Annotated in this window: 14 protein-coding genes; 7 read left to right on the forward strand and 7 right to left on the reverse strand. The window is 40.5% G+C overall.

Annotated elements, in window-relative coordinates; all coding sequences use genetic code 11:
- Nucleotides 1-4: 4 nt before the first annotated feature.
- The 3 genes from pyrH to rpsB form a co-directional block, all read right to left on the reverse strand.
- The gene (pyrH, locus tag FAX86_RS01975; protein WP_144391653.1) at nucleotides 5-730 is read right to left on the reverse strand and encodes a UMP kinase; all 726 of its coding nucleotides are present in this window, start codon (nucleotides 728-730) and stop codon (nucleotides 5-7) included.
- Nucleotides 731-746: 16 nt separating this feature from the next.
- Complete coding sequence (gene tsf / locus FAX86_RS01980) at nucleotides 747-1,628, reverse strand: translation elongation factor Ts (protein ID WP_205859148.1); 882 nt, start codon at nucleotides 1,626-1,628, stop codon at nucleotides 747-749.
- Between the two features lie 115 nt (nucleotides 1,629-1,743).
- On the reverse strand, nucleotides 1,744-2,499 hold the full coding sequence (rpsB, locus tag FAX86_RS01985) for a 30S ribosomal protein S2 (protein ID WP_144391655.1): 756 nt from the start codon (nucleotides 2,497-2,499) through the stop codon (nucleotides 1,744-1,746).
- A 345-nt stretch (nucleotides 2,500-2,844) separates the two neighbouring features.
- Here rpsB and map point away from each other — a divergent pair, with 345 nt between their 5' ends.
- Genes map through dapD form a run of 3 tightly spaced genes read left to right on the forward strand, consistent with a single transcriptional unit; the run spans nucleotide 2,845 to nucleotide 7,111 of the window.
- On the forward strand, nucleotides 2,845-3,612 hold the full coding sequence (map, locus tag FAX86_RS01990; RefSeq protein ID WP_144391656.1) for a type I methionyl aminopeptidase: 768 nt from the start codon (nucleotides 2,845-2,847) through the stop codon (nucleotides 3,610-3,612).
- Nucleotides 3,612-6,269: a [protein-PII] uridylyltransferase gene (gene glnD, locus FAX86_RS01995; protein ID WP_144391657.1), complete on the forward strand. Its 2,658-nt coding sequence runs from the start codon at nucleotides 3,612-3,614 to the stop codon at nucleotides 6,267-6,269. The genes map and glnD overlap by 1 nt, the downstream gene beginning before the upstream one ends.
- Nucleotides 6,270-6,286: 17 nt before the next feature.
- Nucleotides 6,287-7,111, forward strand: a complete 825-nt coding sequence (gene dapD / locus FAX86_RS02000) for a 2,3,4,5-tetrahydropyridine-2,6-dicarboxylate N-succinyltransferase (protein WP_144391658.1) — start codon at nucleotides 6,287-6,289, stop codon at nucleotides 7,109-7,111.
- A 652-nt stretch (nucleotides 7,112-7,763) separates the two neighbouring features.
- Here dapD and FAX86_RS02005 read toward each other — a convergent pair.
- Both FAX86_RS02005 and FAX86_RS02010 read right to left on the reverse strand, forming a co-directional pair.
- Nucleotides 7,764-8,561 carry a hypothetical protein gene (locus tag FAX86_RS02005; RefSeq protein ID WP_144391659.1) on the reverse strand — a complete coding sequence of 266 codons (798 nt, stop codon included), beginning with the start codon at nucleotides 8,559-8,561 and terminating at the stop codon, nucleotides 7,764-7,766.
- A 9-nt stretch (nucleotides 8,562-8,570) separates the two neighbouring features.
- Complete coding sequence (locus FAX86_RS02010) at nucleotides 8,571-10,511, reverse strand: M1 family metallopeptidase (RefSeq protein WP_144391660.1); 1,941 nt, start codon at nucleotides 10,509-10,511, stop codon at nucleotides 8,571-8,573.
- A 248-nt stretch (nucleotides 10,512-10,759) separates the two neighbouring features.
- Between FAX86_RS02010 and FAX86_RS02015 the strand changes: the two genes are divergently transcribed.
- Genes FAX86_RS02015 through FAX86_RS02025 form a run of 3 tightly spaced genes read left to right on the forward strand, consistent with a single transcriptional unit; the run spans nucleotide 10,760 to nucleotide 12,923 of the window.
- The gene (locus tag FAX86_RS02015; protein WP_144391661.1) at nucleotides 10,760-11,110 is read left to right on the forward strand and encodes an ArsC family reductase; all 351 of its coding nucleotides are present in this window, start codon (nucleotides 10,760-10,762) and stop codon (nucleotides 11,108-11,110) included.
- Entirely contained in the window at nucleotides 11,107-12,237 is a 1,131-nt protein-coding gene (dapE, locus tag FAX86_RS02020) for a succinyl-diaminopimelate desuccinylase (protein ID WP_144391662.1), read from the forward strand. The genes FAX86_RS02015 and dapE overlap by 4 nt, the downstream gene beginning before the upstream one ends.
- A complete protein-coding gene (locus FAX86_RS02025) occupies nucleotides 12,234-12,923 on the forward strand; it encodes a M15 family metallopeptidase (protein ID WP_164503422.1) in 690 nt (229 codons plus the stop codon). The genes dapE and FAX86_RS02025 overlap by 4 nt, the downstream gene beginning before the upstream one ends.
- A 29-nt stretch (nucleotides 12,924-12,952) precedes the next feature.
- On the opposite strand, the gene FAX86_RS02030 is transcribed toward FAX86_RS02025, so the two are convergent.
- Together FAX86_RS02030 and phbB are read right to left on the reverse strand one after the other, a co-directional pair.
- Nucleotides 12,953-13,375 carry a DUF4339 domain-containing protein gene (locus FAX86_RS02030; protein WP_144391664.1) on the reverse strand — a complete coding sequence of 141 codons (423 nt, stop codon included), beginning with the start codon at nucleotides 13,373-13,375 and terminating at the stop codon, nucleotides 12,953-12,955.
- 240 nt (nucleotides 13,376-13,615) lie between these two features.
- Nucleotides 13,616-14,362, reverse strand: a complete 747-nt coding sequence (gene phbB, locus FAX86_RS02035; protein ID WP_144391665.1) for an acetoacetyl-CoA reductase — start codon at nucleotides 14,360-14,362, stop codon at nucleotides 13,616-13,618.
- A 188-nt stretch (nucleotides 14,363-14,550) separates the two neighbouring features.
- Between phbB and FAX86_RS02040 the strand changes: the two genes are divergently transcribed.
- Nucleotides 14,551-15,660, forward strand: coding sequence for a class I SAM-dependent methyltransferase (locus FAX86_RS02040; RefSeq protein WP_144391666.1), 1,110 nt, complete (start codon nucleotides 14,551-14,553; stop codon nucleotides 15,658-15,660).
- Nucleotides 15,661-15,668 lie beyond the last annotated feature (8 nt).

The following is a 15,668-nucleotide window of genomic DNA, read 5'->3' on the forward strand; positions in this document are numbered from 1 at the left end:
GTGTCTAGCACTCGATTAACGTGCCTTCTTGTTTTCCTGTCGCCACACGGACTAAAGCGCCTGGATTATTCATGTTAAAAACTCGAATCTTCTTTTGATGATCTCGAGCCAAACAAAATGCCGTCAAATCCATAACAGCCAGCTCTTTATCCAAAGCTTCTTGATAAGACAATCGGTCATATTTAACGGCATCACTGAATTTATTTGGATCAGCAGAATAAACACCGTCGACTTTAGTGGCCTTACAAATTAAATCAGCTTCAATTTCAATTCCACGCAAACACGCTGCAGTGTCCGTAGTAAAGAAGGGATTACCAGTGCCTGCACAGAATATGACTACCTGACCGCGCTCCATAAAGCGCATTGCAAATCGGCGATTATAATCTTCGCAAACACCGGTTAAGGAGATAGCAGACATCACTCGAGTTTCCAATCCCGAGCGTTCCAAAGAATCTTGAAGAGCGAGAGAGTTCATTACCGTTGCAAGCATTCCCATGTGATCGCCTGCGACTCGATTCATTCCAACGCGCGCCAATTTCTCTCCTCGGAAAAGATTGCCACCGCCTATTACGATGCCAACCTGCACCTTCGCACTCACAATATCTCGAATTTCATTGGCCATTCGATCGAGCACTTGAGGGTCAATACCAAAAGATTCTTGCCCCATTAAAGCTTCACCACTGAGCTTTAATAAAATCCGCTTATACGGAAGCGAAGATGCCGTTGTCATCAATGTTCTCCAATTACTAGCCGCGAACCTGAGCCATTACTTCTGAAGCAAAGTCTTCTTCTTTCTTTTCAATGCCTTCACCAACTTCGAAGCGCACGAAAGATACTACCTCAGCTGACTTAGATTTCAATAAGTTCTCAACTGATTGAGAAGGATCTTTAACAAAAGGTTGACCAGTAAGGCTGATTTCAGCAGCAAATTTGCGAATACGGCCGCCAATCATTTTTTCAACGATCTCTTCTGGCTTACCTTCCATATCAGGTTGAGCTTTGATGATTTCTTTTTCTTTCTCAATGATTTCAGATGGGATAGCCTCTGGATTTAAGTAATCCGGCTTGCTTGCAGCAATGTGCATCGCTAGGTCACGATTTAAGTCATCGTCACCGCCTTTAGTTTCTACGACAACGCCAATTCTAGAACCGTGTTGATAAGAACCTAAAGAACCCTCAGTAGACTCAACAATAACCACACGTCGAACAGTCATGTTCTCACCAATTTTGGCAACAAGATTTTCACGTGTTTGCTCTACTGTATGTTCTCCATCAAACTTTGCAGCTTTGAGTGCTTCGATGTCAGTAATCTTTCCATCTAATGCGACTTGAGCAACACCATTTGCGAAGCTTACAAAGTTTTCATCTCGCGCCACGAAATCGGTTTCGCAGTTTACTTCAACAATAGCAGCAGTTTTCGCATCGTCAGAAGACTTGATAATGATTAAACCTTCCGCAGCAACTCGGCCCGCTTTTTTAGCAGCTTTCGCTTGGCCCGACTTACGCATGTTCTCTATCGCTTTTTCAACGTCACCATCAGTCTCAACAAGCGCTTTTTTACACTCCATCATACCTGCGCCAGTACGCTCGCGCAGCTCTTTAACTAATGCAGCAGTGATTGCCATGATTTTTCTCCGATTTATTTGCCGTGTTTGCACGGCCGAATAAAAGAAATTTGATTCTATATGTTTGGACTCTAAAAAAGGGGGCGAGGCCCCCTTTTAAATCCAAGCAAGCTGAGGATTATGCTTGTTCAGCTTCTGATTTATCAGCTTCTTCAACGTACTCTTCTTCGCCAGCTTGCTCAACAACTTGAGCGCTTTGACGAGCGTCGAGAACGGTATCGGCAACAGCGCCAACGTACAATTGAATTGCACGAATCGCATCATCGTTACCAGGAATGACATAATCAACATTGTCAGGATTAGAATTTGTATCAACAACAGCAACAACAGGAATACCCAGTTTACGAGCTTCCGCAATCGCATTGTGCTCATGATCAGCATCAATGACGAAAAGAACATCAGGCAATCCGCCCATGTCCTTGATACCACCGATACTAGCTTCTAATTTTTGCATTTCGCGAGTCAAAAGAAGAGCTTCTTTTTTAGTCAAACGATCAAATGTGCCGTCTTGACTTTGAACTTCCAATTCTTTCAAACGCTTAATAGACTGACGAATGGTCTTATAGTTTGTAAGCATACCGCCTAACCAGCGCTTATCAACGAAGTACTGGCCGCAACGCTTTGCTTCTTCAGCGATGATATCGCTAGCTGCGCGCTTGGTGCCCACAAATAAAATTTTCCCTTTCCGTGACGCGATACTAGAAATGAAATTAAGTGCATCATGGAACATTGGGAGTGTTTGCTCAAGGTTAACGATATGAATATCGTTACGCGCGCCGAAAATGTATTGCTTCATTTTCGGATTCCAGAAACGGGTACGGTGACCGAAGTGCACGCCCGCCTGAAGCATGTCACGCATTGAAACTTTTGCCATTATATTTTCTCCAAAATCAAGGGTTTAACCTCCGCAAATCCCATAAGTCAACCAGCGAGACCTCTCGGTGTACCGGCACCCTAACCCATGTGACGATTTGCGTGTGTTTTTAAGTTATCCGGTCGGATCATCCAACCGGGCGCGATTTATACCATATATGGGCTTCAAGAACAATCGAAAACTCCATGCAAAGGCAGGAACCTGGCGGCTTTTAGCATCAACATCAACGAAAAAAAACATCAGACTCGATGAAAGTTAACGTTTATTCGTGAAGTCCGGTTACAAAATCTATAAAATCCCCTCGAGACTTATCAATATGACTAGACGACAGGGTTCAAGTAATACATGAACATTAAGATTAAAACGCCTGAAGAAATTGAAAAAATGCGGGTTGCAGGACGACTAGCAGCTGAAGTTCTAGAAATGATTGAACCTCATGTGATGAAAGGCGTCACAACCAATCAGCTCAATGATATTTGCCATGACTATATCGTCAACGAACAAAAAGCCATACCAGCTCCTCTGAATTATCATGGATTTCCAAAATCCATTTGTACCTCGGTTAATCATGTAGTCTGTCACGGAATCCCGGCTGACAAAAAACTTAAAGATGGCGATATTGTGAATATCGATATTACCGTAATAAAAGATGGTTACCATGGTGATACCAGTAAAATGTTTACCGTCGGCAAACCTAAAATCATGGCGGATCGATTAATCAAAGTGACACAAGAATGTTTGTATCTCGGAATTGAAATGGTTAGGCCAGGCATCAAACTTGGTGACATTGGCTATGCCATAATGAACCACGCTCACAAACACAGCTATTCTATAGTCAGAGAATACTGCGGACATGGTATCGGCGCAGAATTTCATGAGGACCCCCAAGTATTGCATTACGGCAAGCCAGATACTGGTGTCGAACTGCAAGAAGGCATGTGTTTAACAATTGAGCCAATGGTGAACACAGGAAAACGACACGTGAAACTTCTACCCGATCAATGGACTGTAGTGACCAAAGATCGTGGGCTATCTGCTCAATGGGAACACACATTATTAGTAACTGCGACTGGAGTTGATGTTCTTACCAAACGTCGAGAAGAATCCTTTTAATGAACTCTCGTATACTAGAGCAGTTACCACTTCCTAAATCACCCAAGCTAGAAACGAAGGAAGTTGGAACAGTCCAGTCAATAACCCTGTGCAAAAAATACTTAGACGAAAGTCATCAGATTCTTGCTAAAGCTTTTAATGAGCGAGTGTCTGTCAGGCACTTGGTAAAAGCGCAAGCGAATACTGTTGATCAAATACTGATTGAAATTTGGCGTCAATTTAGTATGAGTGATAAACACTGCGCTCTCATTGCCGTTGGGGGCTACGGTCGTGCCGAATTGCATCCAGGATCCGACATTGACTTACTCTTTTTAATTACTCCAAAAGCGCCAAAAGAAACTCTGGACTCACTACAAAACTTAATTACTTTTTTGTGGGATATTGGCCTTAATATTGGTCACAGTGTTCGCACTGTCAAAGAATGCACTCAAAAAGCTATCGAAGACATAACCATTGCAACCAACTTAATTGAATCTCGAGTAATCGCCGGTGCTGAAGAGCTCTTCTTACAAATGCGGGAAAAAACAGGCCCTAACAAAATCTGGCCTGCGCGAGATTTTTACGAAGCAAAAGTTGCAGAGCAGAAAGCAAGATATCGTAAATACCGCGGTTCATCTTTTGAGCTTGAACCCAACCTAAAAGGCAATCCAGGTGGATTGAGAGATATTCAACTCGTCGGCTGGATAGCCAAACGATACTTTGAAACAGACACTCTGCACGATCTTGCCAATCAAGGCATATTTACTCTCAGAGAATATCGAACACTCATAAGTTCCCAACTCTTTTTGTGGCGAGTTCGTTTTGCATTACACACAATTACAGGACGTGGTGAAGACAGGTTATTATTCCAACATCAAAAAAAAGTGGCAGAGTATCTGGGTTTCAACGATAAAGAAGAAATACTGGCTGTTGAACAACTGATGCAGAAAGTATATCGAGCAGCGAGTAAAATACGTAATGTTACCGAACTATTACTCCAAGTATTCGAAGAAGTCATTTTGGATAATAACAAGAAAGTTAAAATCGAGCCGATTGATGACCTTTTTCAGTTAGAAAATGATCGAGTTGCTCTAAAAGATCCGACATTAATACCCAAGCATCCTGAGCTCTTACTACAAACATTCATTGTTGCCGCTCAAACACCAGGAAATAAACACGTAAGTGCAAAAACACTCCGTGCTATTCGTGATAACCGGCATTTAATTGATTCCGAGTACCGACAGAATAAAAAGTACAAACAATTATTTCTCGAGTTTTTTAGCATTAAGCACACAGGGGATCGACCATTATTTCTCATTAAAAGAAACGGTGTGCTTGCCCGATTTCTACCTTTATTCCAAAAAATCTCGGGACAAATGCAATTTGACATGTTCCATATCTACTCAGTTGATGAACATACCCTGTTCTTGCTGAAAAACCTGACTCGGTTTGCAAGTTCCGAGCACGAGGATGAATTTCCCTATTGCAGCAAAATCATGCAAGCATTGAAGAAACCACAACTCATATTTCTGGCCGGGCTATTTCATGATATCGCCAAAGGCCGCGGTGGTGATCATTCGACATTAGGAGCAAAAGATGCTTACGAGTTTTGTCATTACTTAGCAATGCCTGAAGAAGAGGCACAAATAGTCTCCTGGCTAGTTGAATATCATTTAATAATGTCCGTAACCGCACAGCGCAAAGACATTTCAGATCCAGAAGTTATTGCTTACTTTGCCAATCAAGTAAAAACGCAAGAACGGCTGGATTTACTCTACATATTAACCGTTGCAGACATACGGGCAACCAGCCCTAAACTATGGAACTCATGGAAAGATGCACTTCTGAAAGAACTCTACTTAAATACCACCGACTACTTATCCAAAACCACCAAGAATCGCTTGAGTGAAGCAGAGCATATTTCAGATATTAAAAATCAGGCACTTTCACATTTAATTAAAAAGAAAGTACCGGAAAGTGAGATTGTTGCTCTTTGGAATACTCTTGATGACGCTTATTTTCGCACAACTCCCGTTGACAGAATTGTCTGGCAAACCCGCTCTATCATAATTCACGCTCATGGCAGCGGGCCGCTCGTTGAAATAAAGAAGCACTACAACGATGCCGGCACCGAAATTTTCATTTATACAGCGGACCAGCCCGGACTGTTTGCAGCAATGACAGCGACCCTGAGTCAAAAGAACCTGCGCACTCAAGCAGCAGAGCTCTATACCAATTCACAAGGTAAATGTTTCGATTCTTTCGTTGTATTAGAAGAATCGGGAAAACCAATTCAATCCGCTACACGCGTTCAAAGCATTCGTAAATTACTTCAAAAGCGTTTAAAGAACATCGATGGTATGTCAAAAAAGGTTCAACGACATGTTTCAAGCCGAGTAAAACACTTCGATGTTCCTACAGAAATATCCTTTACTGAAACCACCAATAAAGGATATACCCAAATGGAATTGACAGCTTTGGACCAACCCGGTTTACTAGCGGCAATTGGTGACGCAATTCGATACTGTAACTTATCGGTTCATTCAGCCAGAATTGTGACATTGGGAGAAAAAGTTGAAGATATTTTTGAAATTTCTACGTTAGACGATGATCCTTTAAATGAATCTCAAAAGTCTTTATTAAAAGCCCAGTTACTGAAGCAAATTGAACAACTATAACTGTTAAGAGCGAGTCTATGTCCGATTTAGAAACCTTAATTAATGATGCATTTGAAAATAGAGCAAGCTTCTCACCACAAAATACACCACAAGAAGTGCGCGATGCCGTCAACAAAGCTTTAACCATGATTGACTCAGGTTCTGCCAGAGTAGCAGAAAAACAAAACAACGAATGGATTGTGAATGAATGGTTAAAAAAAGCGGTTCTATTATCATTCAAGCTTAATGACAACTCACCGATGGATGGTGGATTTACTCAATATTACGATAAGGTTAGCAGCAAATTTAACGATATGACCGCCGAGCAATTTGCACAATCTGGAGTTAGAGTCGTTCCACCAGCGGTTGCACGAAAAGGCAGTTACATTGCCCCAAATGTTGTATTAATGCCGTCTTACGTCAACATTGGTGCCTTTATTGATGAGGGAACAATGGTTGATACTTGGGCGACTGTCGGAAGTTGTGCACAAATTGGTAAAAACGTACATTTATCTGGCGGGGTTGGAATAGGCGGAGTACTAGAGCCATTACAAGCCAGTCCGACTATCATCGAAGATAACTGCTTTATTGGCGCACGTTCTGAAATTGTAGAAGGTGTCATCGTAGAAGAAGGCGCTGTTATTTCAATGGGCGTATACATTGGCCAAAGCACTCGTATTTTCAATCGTGAAACTGGTGAAATATCTTACGGAAGAATTCCTGCCGGAGCTGTTGTTGTTCCCGGTAGTTTGCCTTCAGAAGATAGTACCTACAGTTTATATTGCGCAATTATCGTCAAACAAGTCGATGAAAAAACACGCGCTAAAACGGGCATCAATGAATTACTACGACTAGCTCGTTAATTCGAATTTTGCGGAGAGCGAATGCTCTCCGTCATTTCGTATTCAAACCAATTGCTCGAGACATCTCTTGCCAGCTCATTAACTTCAATCCTTTTCGATGTATTATCGTTACTTATAATTTATCAACAGCTTTACAACGAGAATTGATTGTTACATCGCAAATGCCTTTTCATCTCAACTAATAATACAGCTCATCCACTCAACTATAGGACTAAAATGCGCCGATTTTTTTAGCAGTAAAAGCTAAATTAACGAATTTGACTAAGACAATCTATCCGTTCATGAATAAAATAATTTGATCCCACGCCTATTTTAAAATCGACAGATGACGGTAGCTTCGCTAAGTGAAATGATATAAAAAGAATCGAAATGGATAAAACGAGTGAAAACCTTTGGATGAAAAAAAAGAGTGAGAGAAAACAGACCGAGCTCGTATTCAAAGGAATGTTTTCTCTTACTCTCAGTTGAGTTGAGCACTCAACTAAAAATATACGTCTGCATTCGCAGTAAATCAACTTTTACGTTCAATTTTCGCTCATTAAAAACAATTTTTGTTTCTTTTGACAAAAAAACTGATCATTTTGTTATTAATGATCAGTTTTTCGATAGTGTTTGCTTATAAAACTTAACCTTAAAAAGGATTTATTAAACCTCAATAAACAGGCTGTTGATCATCTTCGAAGACTTTCATGTGCATACTTTGCCAAAGTAGAATTACAAAACGCATGATTAAAGCAAATAGAAAAGCACAAATTACCGTTACCAAAGATCCGAAATCAGGTGAAGCCGTCCATTGAATTAAAAATGTTGATACATAATTAATTCCTAGTAACAACGGTATTACAATCATAATAACGCCCAATGTCCTAACCGTATTTCTTTTAAATACAGAATATCCTTTACGTAAAGATTTTTTTTCATCGCGGACTGAAAAAATCATAGCGTAATTGAGGATTGATAAAGAAAGTAGCCAACCTAATCCCATCATAATAAAGGCAATAATTGATAGCCACGAAATATCGGGAACTAGCAGTAGTGCCCACAGTGACACTATAATGATGGGAATAAGCAGCCATCGAAGAAATAGGCCAATCGTCTTCAATAAATACTCACCTGCAGCGGATAACCAATCTCTTATGCGTGGTTTGTCATGATGCAAAACAGCATAAGTGCCCGCCACCAAAGCGAGCTTAACAATAAACGCAATGACAGCAATCACCATAAAAAGCTTGAAAGCACTGATAAAAGAAGCGTCATTTACGACAGATTCAACCATCATACTCACAAATTCAGGCGAACCCATAGGCGTTGCATTGAGGTTGTAAGTAAAAGATCGCTCACCGAACTGATTTAACAAGAAAATAAATGGAAAAATTAAAGACGCCTCTATAATCACTGTAAATAGAGGAATCCACTTAAAACGCCATACAAGATCCAATGCCCTTTTCATTTCTTCCCCCTAAAATACAAATAATGTTGTTGTTATGTTTTGTAATGCTTGAGCTAGTGGTAACGACCAACGCCATGTTTCATTGCTTTCTGAACTAACTCTTTGAATGTTGTTGGTGTAATTTAAGTCAAGTAGCCATGTAAACTTAGGATCAACCATCGCTTCGACTAACTTTTGGTCCGATTCCCACAACCATTTCGACCATTTCCTATCAGATAACAGCTCCCACTTGCGATATTCAGTTGTTCCATCTTCATATACGAGCCGAACATCAATTGACTTGGGAAACAACTCTCCATTCCGCAACAATATAACTTCATTTCGGTATTTGTCCGTTTCTTCTGGCTTTTTAAAGCTTTCTTTTACTTCCTTAGCTGCCAAATCAAATCCGGCAGGTGTATCCATTTTTCGCGAAGAAATTTTGTGAATCTTAAGATCAATTCCTTGTGTCGTGTTAATTGCTCGATTTAAAAAATCGGCCATTTCAGGATTTATCTCCCTGGCAACTGTAAGAAAATCCTCTGTTGTCGGATGTTTAAAAGCCCAGGCACGATAATAATTTGCCAGTAATTGATCAACTGTCGCTTTTCCCCAATAGCGTTCGGCGGTGTTTAATATAGTTGCCGGTTTTGAGTACGAGTTAGAGCCGTACCTTCTGGAATCGATAAAACTCCAAGAGTTGGTGTTAACCGGATCAATATTTTGTGACGCCGCAGCTCGAATCCGATGCATCATTGGCATATTAACTTGCCAATCTCCAATACTCATTAAAGCGGGCATATTTAATCCCTCTTCCATGATGCGTCCTTCGGTGTAACTATTGATTCCTTCATCCATCCAAGATTCTTCAAACTCATTAGAAGCTAGAATACCCTGCCAATAATTATGCCCCACCTCATGAACCGTCACCATTGCAGCCATTTCTTGAAATGAAGACTTTTCTATATTGGTAATGGTGGTTACTAAAGTTGGATATTCCATTCCCGAAGCGCCACTGGCACTACTTGGCGGTTGTACTAATGTCATCGTTGAGTAAGGATATGGACCAACCACCGAATCAAACCATTTAAAACTTCCGATTGCACTATCCAACTGGTGCTGAATTGACTCATCGTCCAACGGTTTTTGATAAAGAAGACGTACTGTAAGCCCATTCCACTCTTTGCTCGCTTCCCCAAAGTTTTTATCTGCAGTCCAAACAAAGTCATGCACATCTTCAGCACGGTAATGATGAGTACTCTTCTCCTCGTCCTCTTCAGAATTTACTCGCACACCTGTAGCACCAACTTTATATGACTTGGGAACGGTAAGTGACACGTCATAAACACCAAAATCGGCAAAGAACTCACTGTGTGCATGATAGCGGTGATTCACCCAGCGACCTTTGTACCAAACACTGGGTTTTGGAAACCATTGAGCAACAAAGTTAAAAGTCTCTCCATTATGTCCGCTGCGAGCAAAAACTTTTGGTAGTTGACTTTCAAACTTAAAGTTAAGAGTGATTGTTTGACCAGGTTCCAAAGGCTGAGACAAAGTCAATTTTGCAATATCAACATCCATAGACCACTGATCGATAATATTGCTCCCCTTTTCATCCGTAAGCTCTAGCACTTTGACATAACCAAAGTTTTCTCTTGAATCCCCCTCTCTACGATCACCTCGCAACTGACCGCCATTGGTTTCTTGCATAAATGTGGTTTCTGTCGAAGAAAAAGCATTGAGGTATAAGTGGAAAGGAATTTCATTAAATGTCTGACTGGTTTTGTTCGTCCAACGCAAGGTCATGGATGCGTCCACTCGGTGCTCATCAGCATCGAGTTCAGCTTGTATTTTCGTATAATGCACTCGGTCACTGTGAGGACCATCAATACGCAAGGGCTTATTTGCCATGAGCCACGGACTCACAGCTAAAATGGCTATGGCCAGTGCTTTTGAGATGTATATCTTCACCGGTCGTCTCCTTAATCTTCTTTTTATTTGAGGTGGAAAGCTCGCTTTAGTATTACGTTCAATTTTTCAATTTGTCGCTTAAGCTGAGTTGTCTAGTCATAATAAATGCCAGTAACTTACGAAATTATCCAAGAGAAAGATATAAATTGCACGTCGACAACGCTGAAAAAGAATCAATTGGCTATTTTACTGTATGATGATGGGACGTTATCATTATCAAAATTCACTCACAGATATCTCAACTTATTATGACCATCAAAATTTACGGAATTAAAAACTGCGATACGATGAAGAAAGCCTTTAACTGGTTAAACGAACAAGGCATACAGTACGAATTTCATGACTATAAAAAAGAAGGTCTCTCACAGTCTTTGGTTGAATCATGGCTTAAGCAACTGCCTCCTGAAGAACTTATTAATAAACGTGGAACAACCTGGCGCAAACTGGATGATGAAGTAAAAAACAACCTAAATAAAACAACTGCTAAAAAAATTGCTGTTGAACATACCAGCGCCATTAAACGACCACTGCTTGATGTTGATGGTCAATTCTATTTAGGCTTCAAGCCAGAACTTTACGCTGGAATATTTAACGAATGAGTTCAACAACACTTCAATTGGCTAAAGAATTGATTCGTCGACCTTCGATAACCCCGAGAGATGAAGGTTGCCAAACATTAATGATCGATTGGTTAAAAGCCCTTAATTTCGATATTGAGAAAATGGACTTTCATGATACCGAAAACTTTTGGGCTCTGCGCGGCGATGCCCAGCCGGTTTTTATTTTTGCTGGACATACCGACGTTGTACCACCAGGACCGCTTGAAAAATGGAAATTTGATCCTTTCACTCCTACTGAGCACGAAGGCTATTTATATGGTCGAGGAGCAGCCGACATGAAAGGAAGTCTTGCCGCTATGTTAATTGCGACTCAACGATTTGTAACACAACATCCTGACCACAAGGGCAGTATTGGCTTTTTAATTACCAGTGATGAAGAAGGTCCATTTATTAATGGCACCATTAAAGTTGTCGAAGAATTAATACGTCGAAAACAAGCCATTGATTATGCCATTGTTGGCGAACCGTCTTCTAAAACTAAATTGGGTGATATTATAAAAAATGGACGTCGTGGTTCACTGACGGGATGGTTAACTCTGCATGGCATACAAGGGCATGTTGCTTATCCTCATTTAGCAAAAAACCCCTTCCATGAAGCTATCTTTGCTTTGGCAGAAATTGCTCATAAAACATGGGACGAGGGAAATGAGCATTTTCCTCCGACTAGCTTTCAGTTCACCAATATCAACGTCGGTACCGGAGCAGGAAATATCATCCCTGGAGAAGCTCGATTTGAATTCAACTTTCGCTATTCAACAGAGCAAACAGCAGAAGGATTAAAACAGCAAATCAATGATATTTTAAATCAACATGAATTAGACTTTGATCTGGATTGGAAGTTAAATGGTGAACCTTTCATCACCGAAAAAGGCAAATTAATAGAATCCTGCATTGAAGCAATCCGGCATTATCAAAATATCGAAGCTTGTGCAGAAACCAGTGGTGGCACATCAGATGGTCGATTCATTGCAAAAACTGGAGCTCAAGTTGTCGAGTTAGGTCCTGTTAATGCAACGATTCATAAAGTCGATGAATGTGTAAACATTGAAGAGCTCGAAAAACTCAGCTTAATCTATGAACGAATATTAAAGAATACCTTATTGTGATAACGCTTAACGAAAACGAAAAGTTACTTTATGGATTTCACAATGACTATCTCGTTGATTTCACCCTTGATAACCAAAAAATTACAATACATCGTGAAGTAGCAGCACCTTTACAAAAGTTAATTGCTGCACTGACTAAAAATGACCTGAAAATTGTAATCGTAAGTCATTGGCGCTCATTTGACCATCAAGCTTCTATTTGGCAACAAAAATGGCAGGGGAAACGTCCATTACTCAACAAGTCGGGCGATCAAGTTGATAGTTCAAAGCTCTCACAAAAAGAGAAGTTTGATGCTTTATGTTACTGGAGCGCGATTCCAGGTACAAGCCGACATCATTGGGGCACAGACTTAGATATATTTTTAAAAGCCCCGGTGGATGCAGGTCATTCAATTCAATTAGTTCAAAGTGAGTTTGATAAAAGTGGCGTGTGCGCCGAGCTCAATGATTGGTTGACGAATAACTTGTTAAGCTTTGACTTTTCCCGACCCTATCAACAAGATCGTGGAGGCGTCTGTCCAGAACCATGGCACATTAGTTATCGGCCCGTGGCAGATCAATTAATAACACAAATGAACACTGAGACGATCGCGAAATTGATAGAGTCTCACCCACAGCTCGATCAACAAGTTATTGTTCCAGAACTTAAAAACTACCTAAAACAATTTGTTTACAACATCGACTAGGCAATCCTTGCTAACCAAGCCTTGCGAGGTTATTTGCGTTTCAGGTAAGCCACTTTTTTTGTCGAAATAGCCTCTGATGACGCATCATCGATTTCAAAATGAGCGCAATTATCACTCTGCTGCATTTTATTTATCGAAAGACCATAATGCTGTTGCTTCGCCATAATTTCATTAATGAGCTGCTGACGCTCTTCTGCCTGACGCTTTTCTAGTGCTTTCCATTTGGTAAGTAACTGAGCACTGACGGTTGCTGGTTGATCCACTTTGTGACTCAGATATTCCTTTTCTTTTGTCGAATGACGGAAAAGCTGCTCAGCTTCCATCCATTGTGCAAGCTGAGGATTCCAGACTTTATATCCGTCATCCAATTTAATCCGTTCTTTCAATTGTTTTACAGTGAAAGGTCCTTCGACTCTTCCCTTTCGACTAAAATACCAACTCTTGCCTTGCATGGGGCAACTCCATGAGAATTCTCTTACTTCCGGAAAATAAGGGTTTAGGCCTTAAATTGCTGTGAATGAAGTCACAAAGTCCGTTGTACTATTGTACAAATTAACATCAATTTGTGTCGCTCATCTCATTACTTTCAGAATATCGCAAATTTCAATCTCCTTTTTTCAATAAACGACATCAATAATAAAGCCGGGAATTCCCGGCTTTATTATTACTATTAAGGCGGAAAATTTGGTGTTTTAAAACATGTGTTGGCCACCATTCACCGAGAGGTTCGAGCCGGTAATGAATCCGGATTGCTCCGAAGCCAAAAAACTTACCGCATTCGCAACTTCTTCCGGTAAACCCAGTCGACCAACAGGAATACCTTCAATAATCTTGTTTCGAATTTCTTCTGGAACTTCCATAACCATTTTAGTCGCAATGTAGCCAGGAGAGACCGTATTTACAGTAATTCCTTTACGCGCGACTTCTTGTGATAACGCTTTGGTGAAACCATGCATACCCGCTTTCGCAGCCGAATAGTTCGTTTGGCCCAATTGTCCTTTCTGTGCATTAATAGAAGATACATTAACAATGCGTCCAAACTTTCTTTCAATCATGCCATTAATCACTTGCCGGGTCATATTGAAAACAGAGTCTAGATTAGCATTAAGTACCTCACTCCACTGACTCTCTGACATTTTTTTCAAAGTCGCATCGCGTGTGACCCCTGCATTATTGATAAGAATATCAATCGGACCTAACGTCTCTTCGACATGAGCGATACATCGACCACACGACTCGAAGTCTCGAACGTCGCCGTAGCTGATATCAAAGTCAAATCCTTGTTCTTTTTGTACTGCTTGCCATGTTTTGGCTTTATCGTGGTCTCCACCTGCATTGTATCCTGCAGCAACCTTATACCCATCTTTCGCTAATCTTTGACATATGGCGGTTCCAATTCCTCCGGTACCACCGGTAACTAATGCAACGCGACTGGACATATTGAGTTCTCCTTCAATATTTGTGTGTCTGGGTTAATTATAATGACATTAGCGGGACGGCGAATCTTTCACCCACTGAACTAAACATAAAGCAAGTATCTTACCATTTAATGAAGCTACCAAAATTACCCATCTAAGGCTACATCGATGGTAAAATCAGACTGCGATTTATTAGAAAATAATGTTCTATGACACACTTTGAAACACCCTATGGAAGCTTTGAGTTCATCCGGTACCCAAAAGCGCATGATCCCACTTTAAAAGCCTGGGATGCAGCCGATGATTTAGCTCTAAAAATGACGACAGGCCATTTGCCCCAAAATGGAATAGTGGTTATCGCGAATGATGAATTTGGTGCACTTTCTGTCCCGCTTTCGAGTCAGCATCAAGTATTTCATTGGAGCGACTCTTTACTATCTCAAATGGCAGTATCTAAAAATACCAGTAATCACAGTACCAACAATCTTGAGTTATTAAACTCAACGTCACAACTTCCGAAAGTAAAGCCCAATCTAATCATCCTTCGCCCACCCAAAATCATTCAATACTTAAATTACCAGTTAAAAACTTTACGAAGTTCTTATCCGAATACTCAAATAATCATTCCGGTCATGCAAAAATTTATCACGACAGGAATGAAATCCTGTATTTCACAACATGTGGATCATGTAAATCCTGGACGAGCCCAGCGAAAAGCACGAGTCATTGAAGGCTCGCTTAAATCTGACTTGCCAAGTAATGAACAAGAAAATTTTTCAAGTTTTCGATTTAACAACTTAACTTTATTTAACATGCCCAATGTTTTTTCGGCACAAAGTTTGGATATTGGAGCTCGATTTCTATTAGAGAATTTTCCAGATTTAACTGACGCAAAGCACATTGCTGATCTAGGATGTGGGAATGGCGTGTTGTCAGCCTTTGGCGCTTCACATTACCCCAATTCTCGCTTCTATGGTTTTGACGAATCATATATGGCGATTTCATCAGCACGAGAAACTTTTCGGCAAAATCAACTGTCTAACGGAACGTTCACGGTAAGCAATGTGTTCAGTCATACTGAAGAAACTTCTTATGATGCAATTTTATGCAATCCTCCTTTTCATCAAAACCGCCGAGTAACCACTGACACGGCAAAATTAATGTTCAAACAGTCGAGCCAATTAATTAACAAAGAAGGAAAGTTATGGGTTATTGCAAATCGTCATCTCGATTATGACAAAGTGCTAAATCGTTATTTTAATACCGTGAATAAGGTTAAAGAAAATCATAAATTTGTTATATTGAGTGCGAAAAAATGAACAAGAAC

Source organism: Pleionea sediminis (genome assembly GCF_007570825.1).
Classification (GTDB): Bacteria; Pseudomonadota; Gammaproteobacteria; order Enterobacterales; family Kangiellaceae; genus Pleionea; species Pleionea sediminis.

What these genes read in the sequence shown, in the direction of transcription:
- pyrH (WP_144391653.1), bottom strand. Translation starts at nt 730, where the DNA reads ATGACAACGGCATCTTCGCTTCCGTATAAGCGGATTTTATTAAAGCTC.
- rpsB (WP_144391655.1), bottom strand. Translation starts at nt 2,499, where the DNA reads ATGGCAAAAGTTTCAATGCGTGACATGCTTCAGGCGGGCGTGCACTTC.
- map (WP_144391656.1), top strand. Translation starts at nt 2,845, where the DNA reads ATGAACATTAAGATTAAAACGCCTGAAGAAATTGAAAAAATGCGGGTT.
- glnD (WP_144391657.1), top strand. Translation starts at nt 3,612, where the DNA reads ATGAACTCTCGTATACTAGAGCAGTTACCACTTCCTAAATCACCCAAG.
- dapD (WP_144391658.1), top strand. Translation starts at nt 6,287, where the DNA reads ATGTCCGATTTAGAAACCTTAATTAATGATGCATTTGAAAATAGAGCA.
- FAX86_RS02005 (WP_144391659.1), bottom strand. Translation starts at nt 8,561, where the DNA reads ATGAAAAGGGCATTGGATCTTGTATGGCGTTTTAAGTGGATTCCTCTA.
- FAX86_RS02015 (WP_144391661.1), top strand. Translation starts at nt 10,760, where the DNA reads ATGACCATCAAAATTTACGGAATTAAAAACTGCGATACGATGAAGAAA.
- dapE (WP_144391662.1), top strand. Translation starts at nt 11,107, where the DNA reads ATGAGTTCAACAACACTTCAATTGGCTAAAGAATTGATTCGTCGACCT.
- FAX86_RS02030 (WP_144391664.1), bottom strand. Translation starts at nt 13,375, where the DNA reads ATGCAAGGCAAGAGTTGGTATTTTAGTCGAAAGGGAAGAGTCGAAGGA.
- phbB (WP_144391665.1), bottom strand. Translation starts at nt 14,362, where the DNA reads ATGTCCAGTCGCGTTGCATTAGTTACCGGTGGTACCGGAGGAATTGGA.
- FAX86_RS02040 (WP_144391666.1), top strand. Translation starts at nt 14,551, where the DNA reads ATGACACACTTTGAAACACCCTATGGAAGCTTTGAGTTCATCCGGTAC.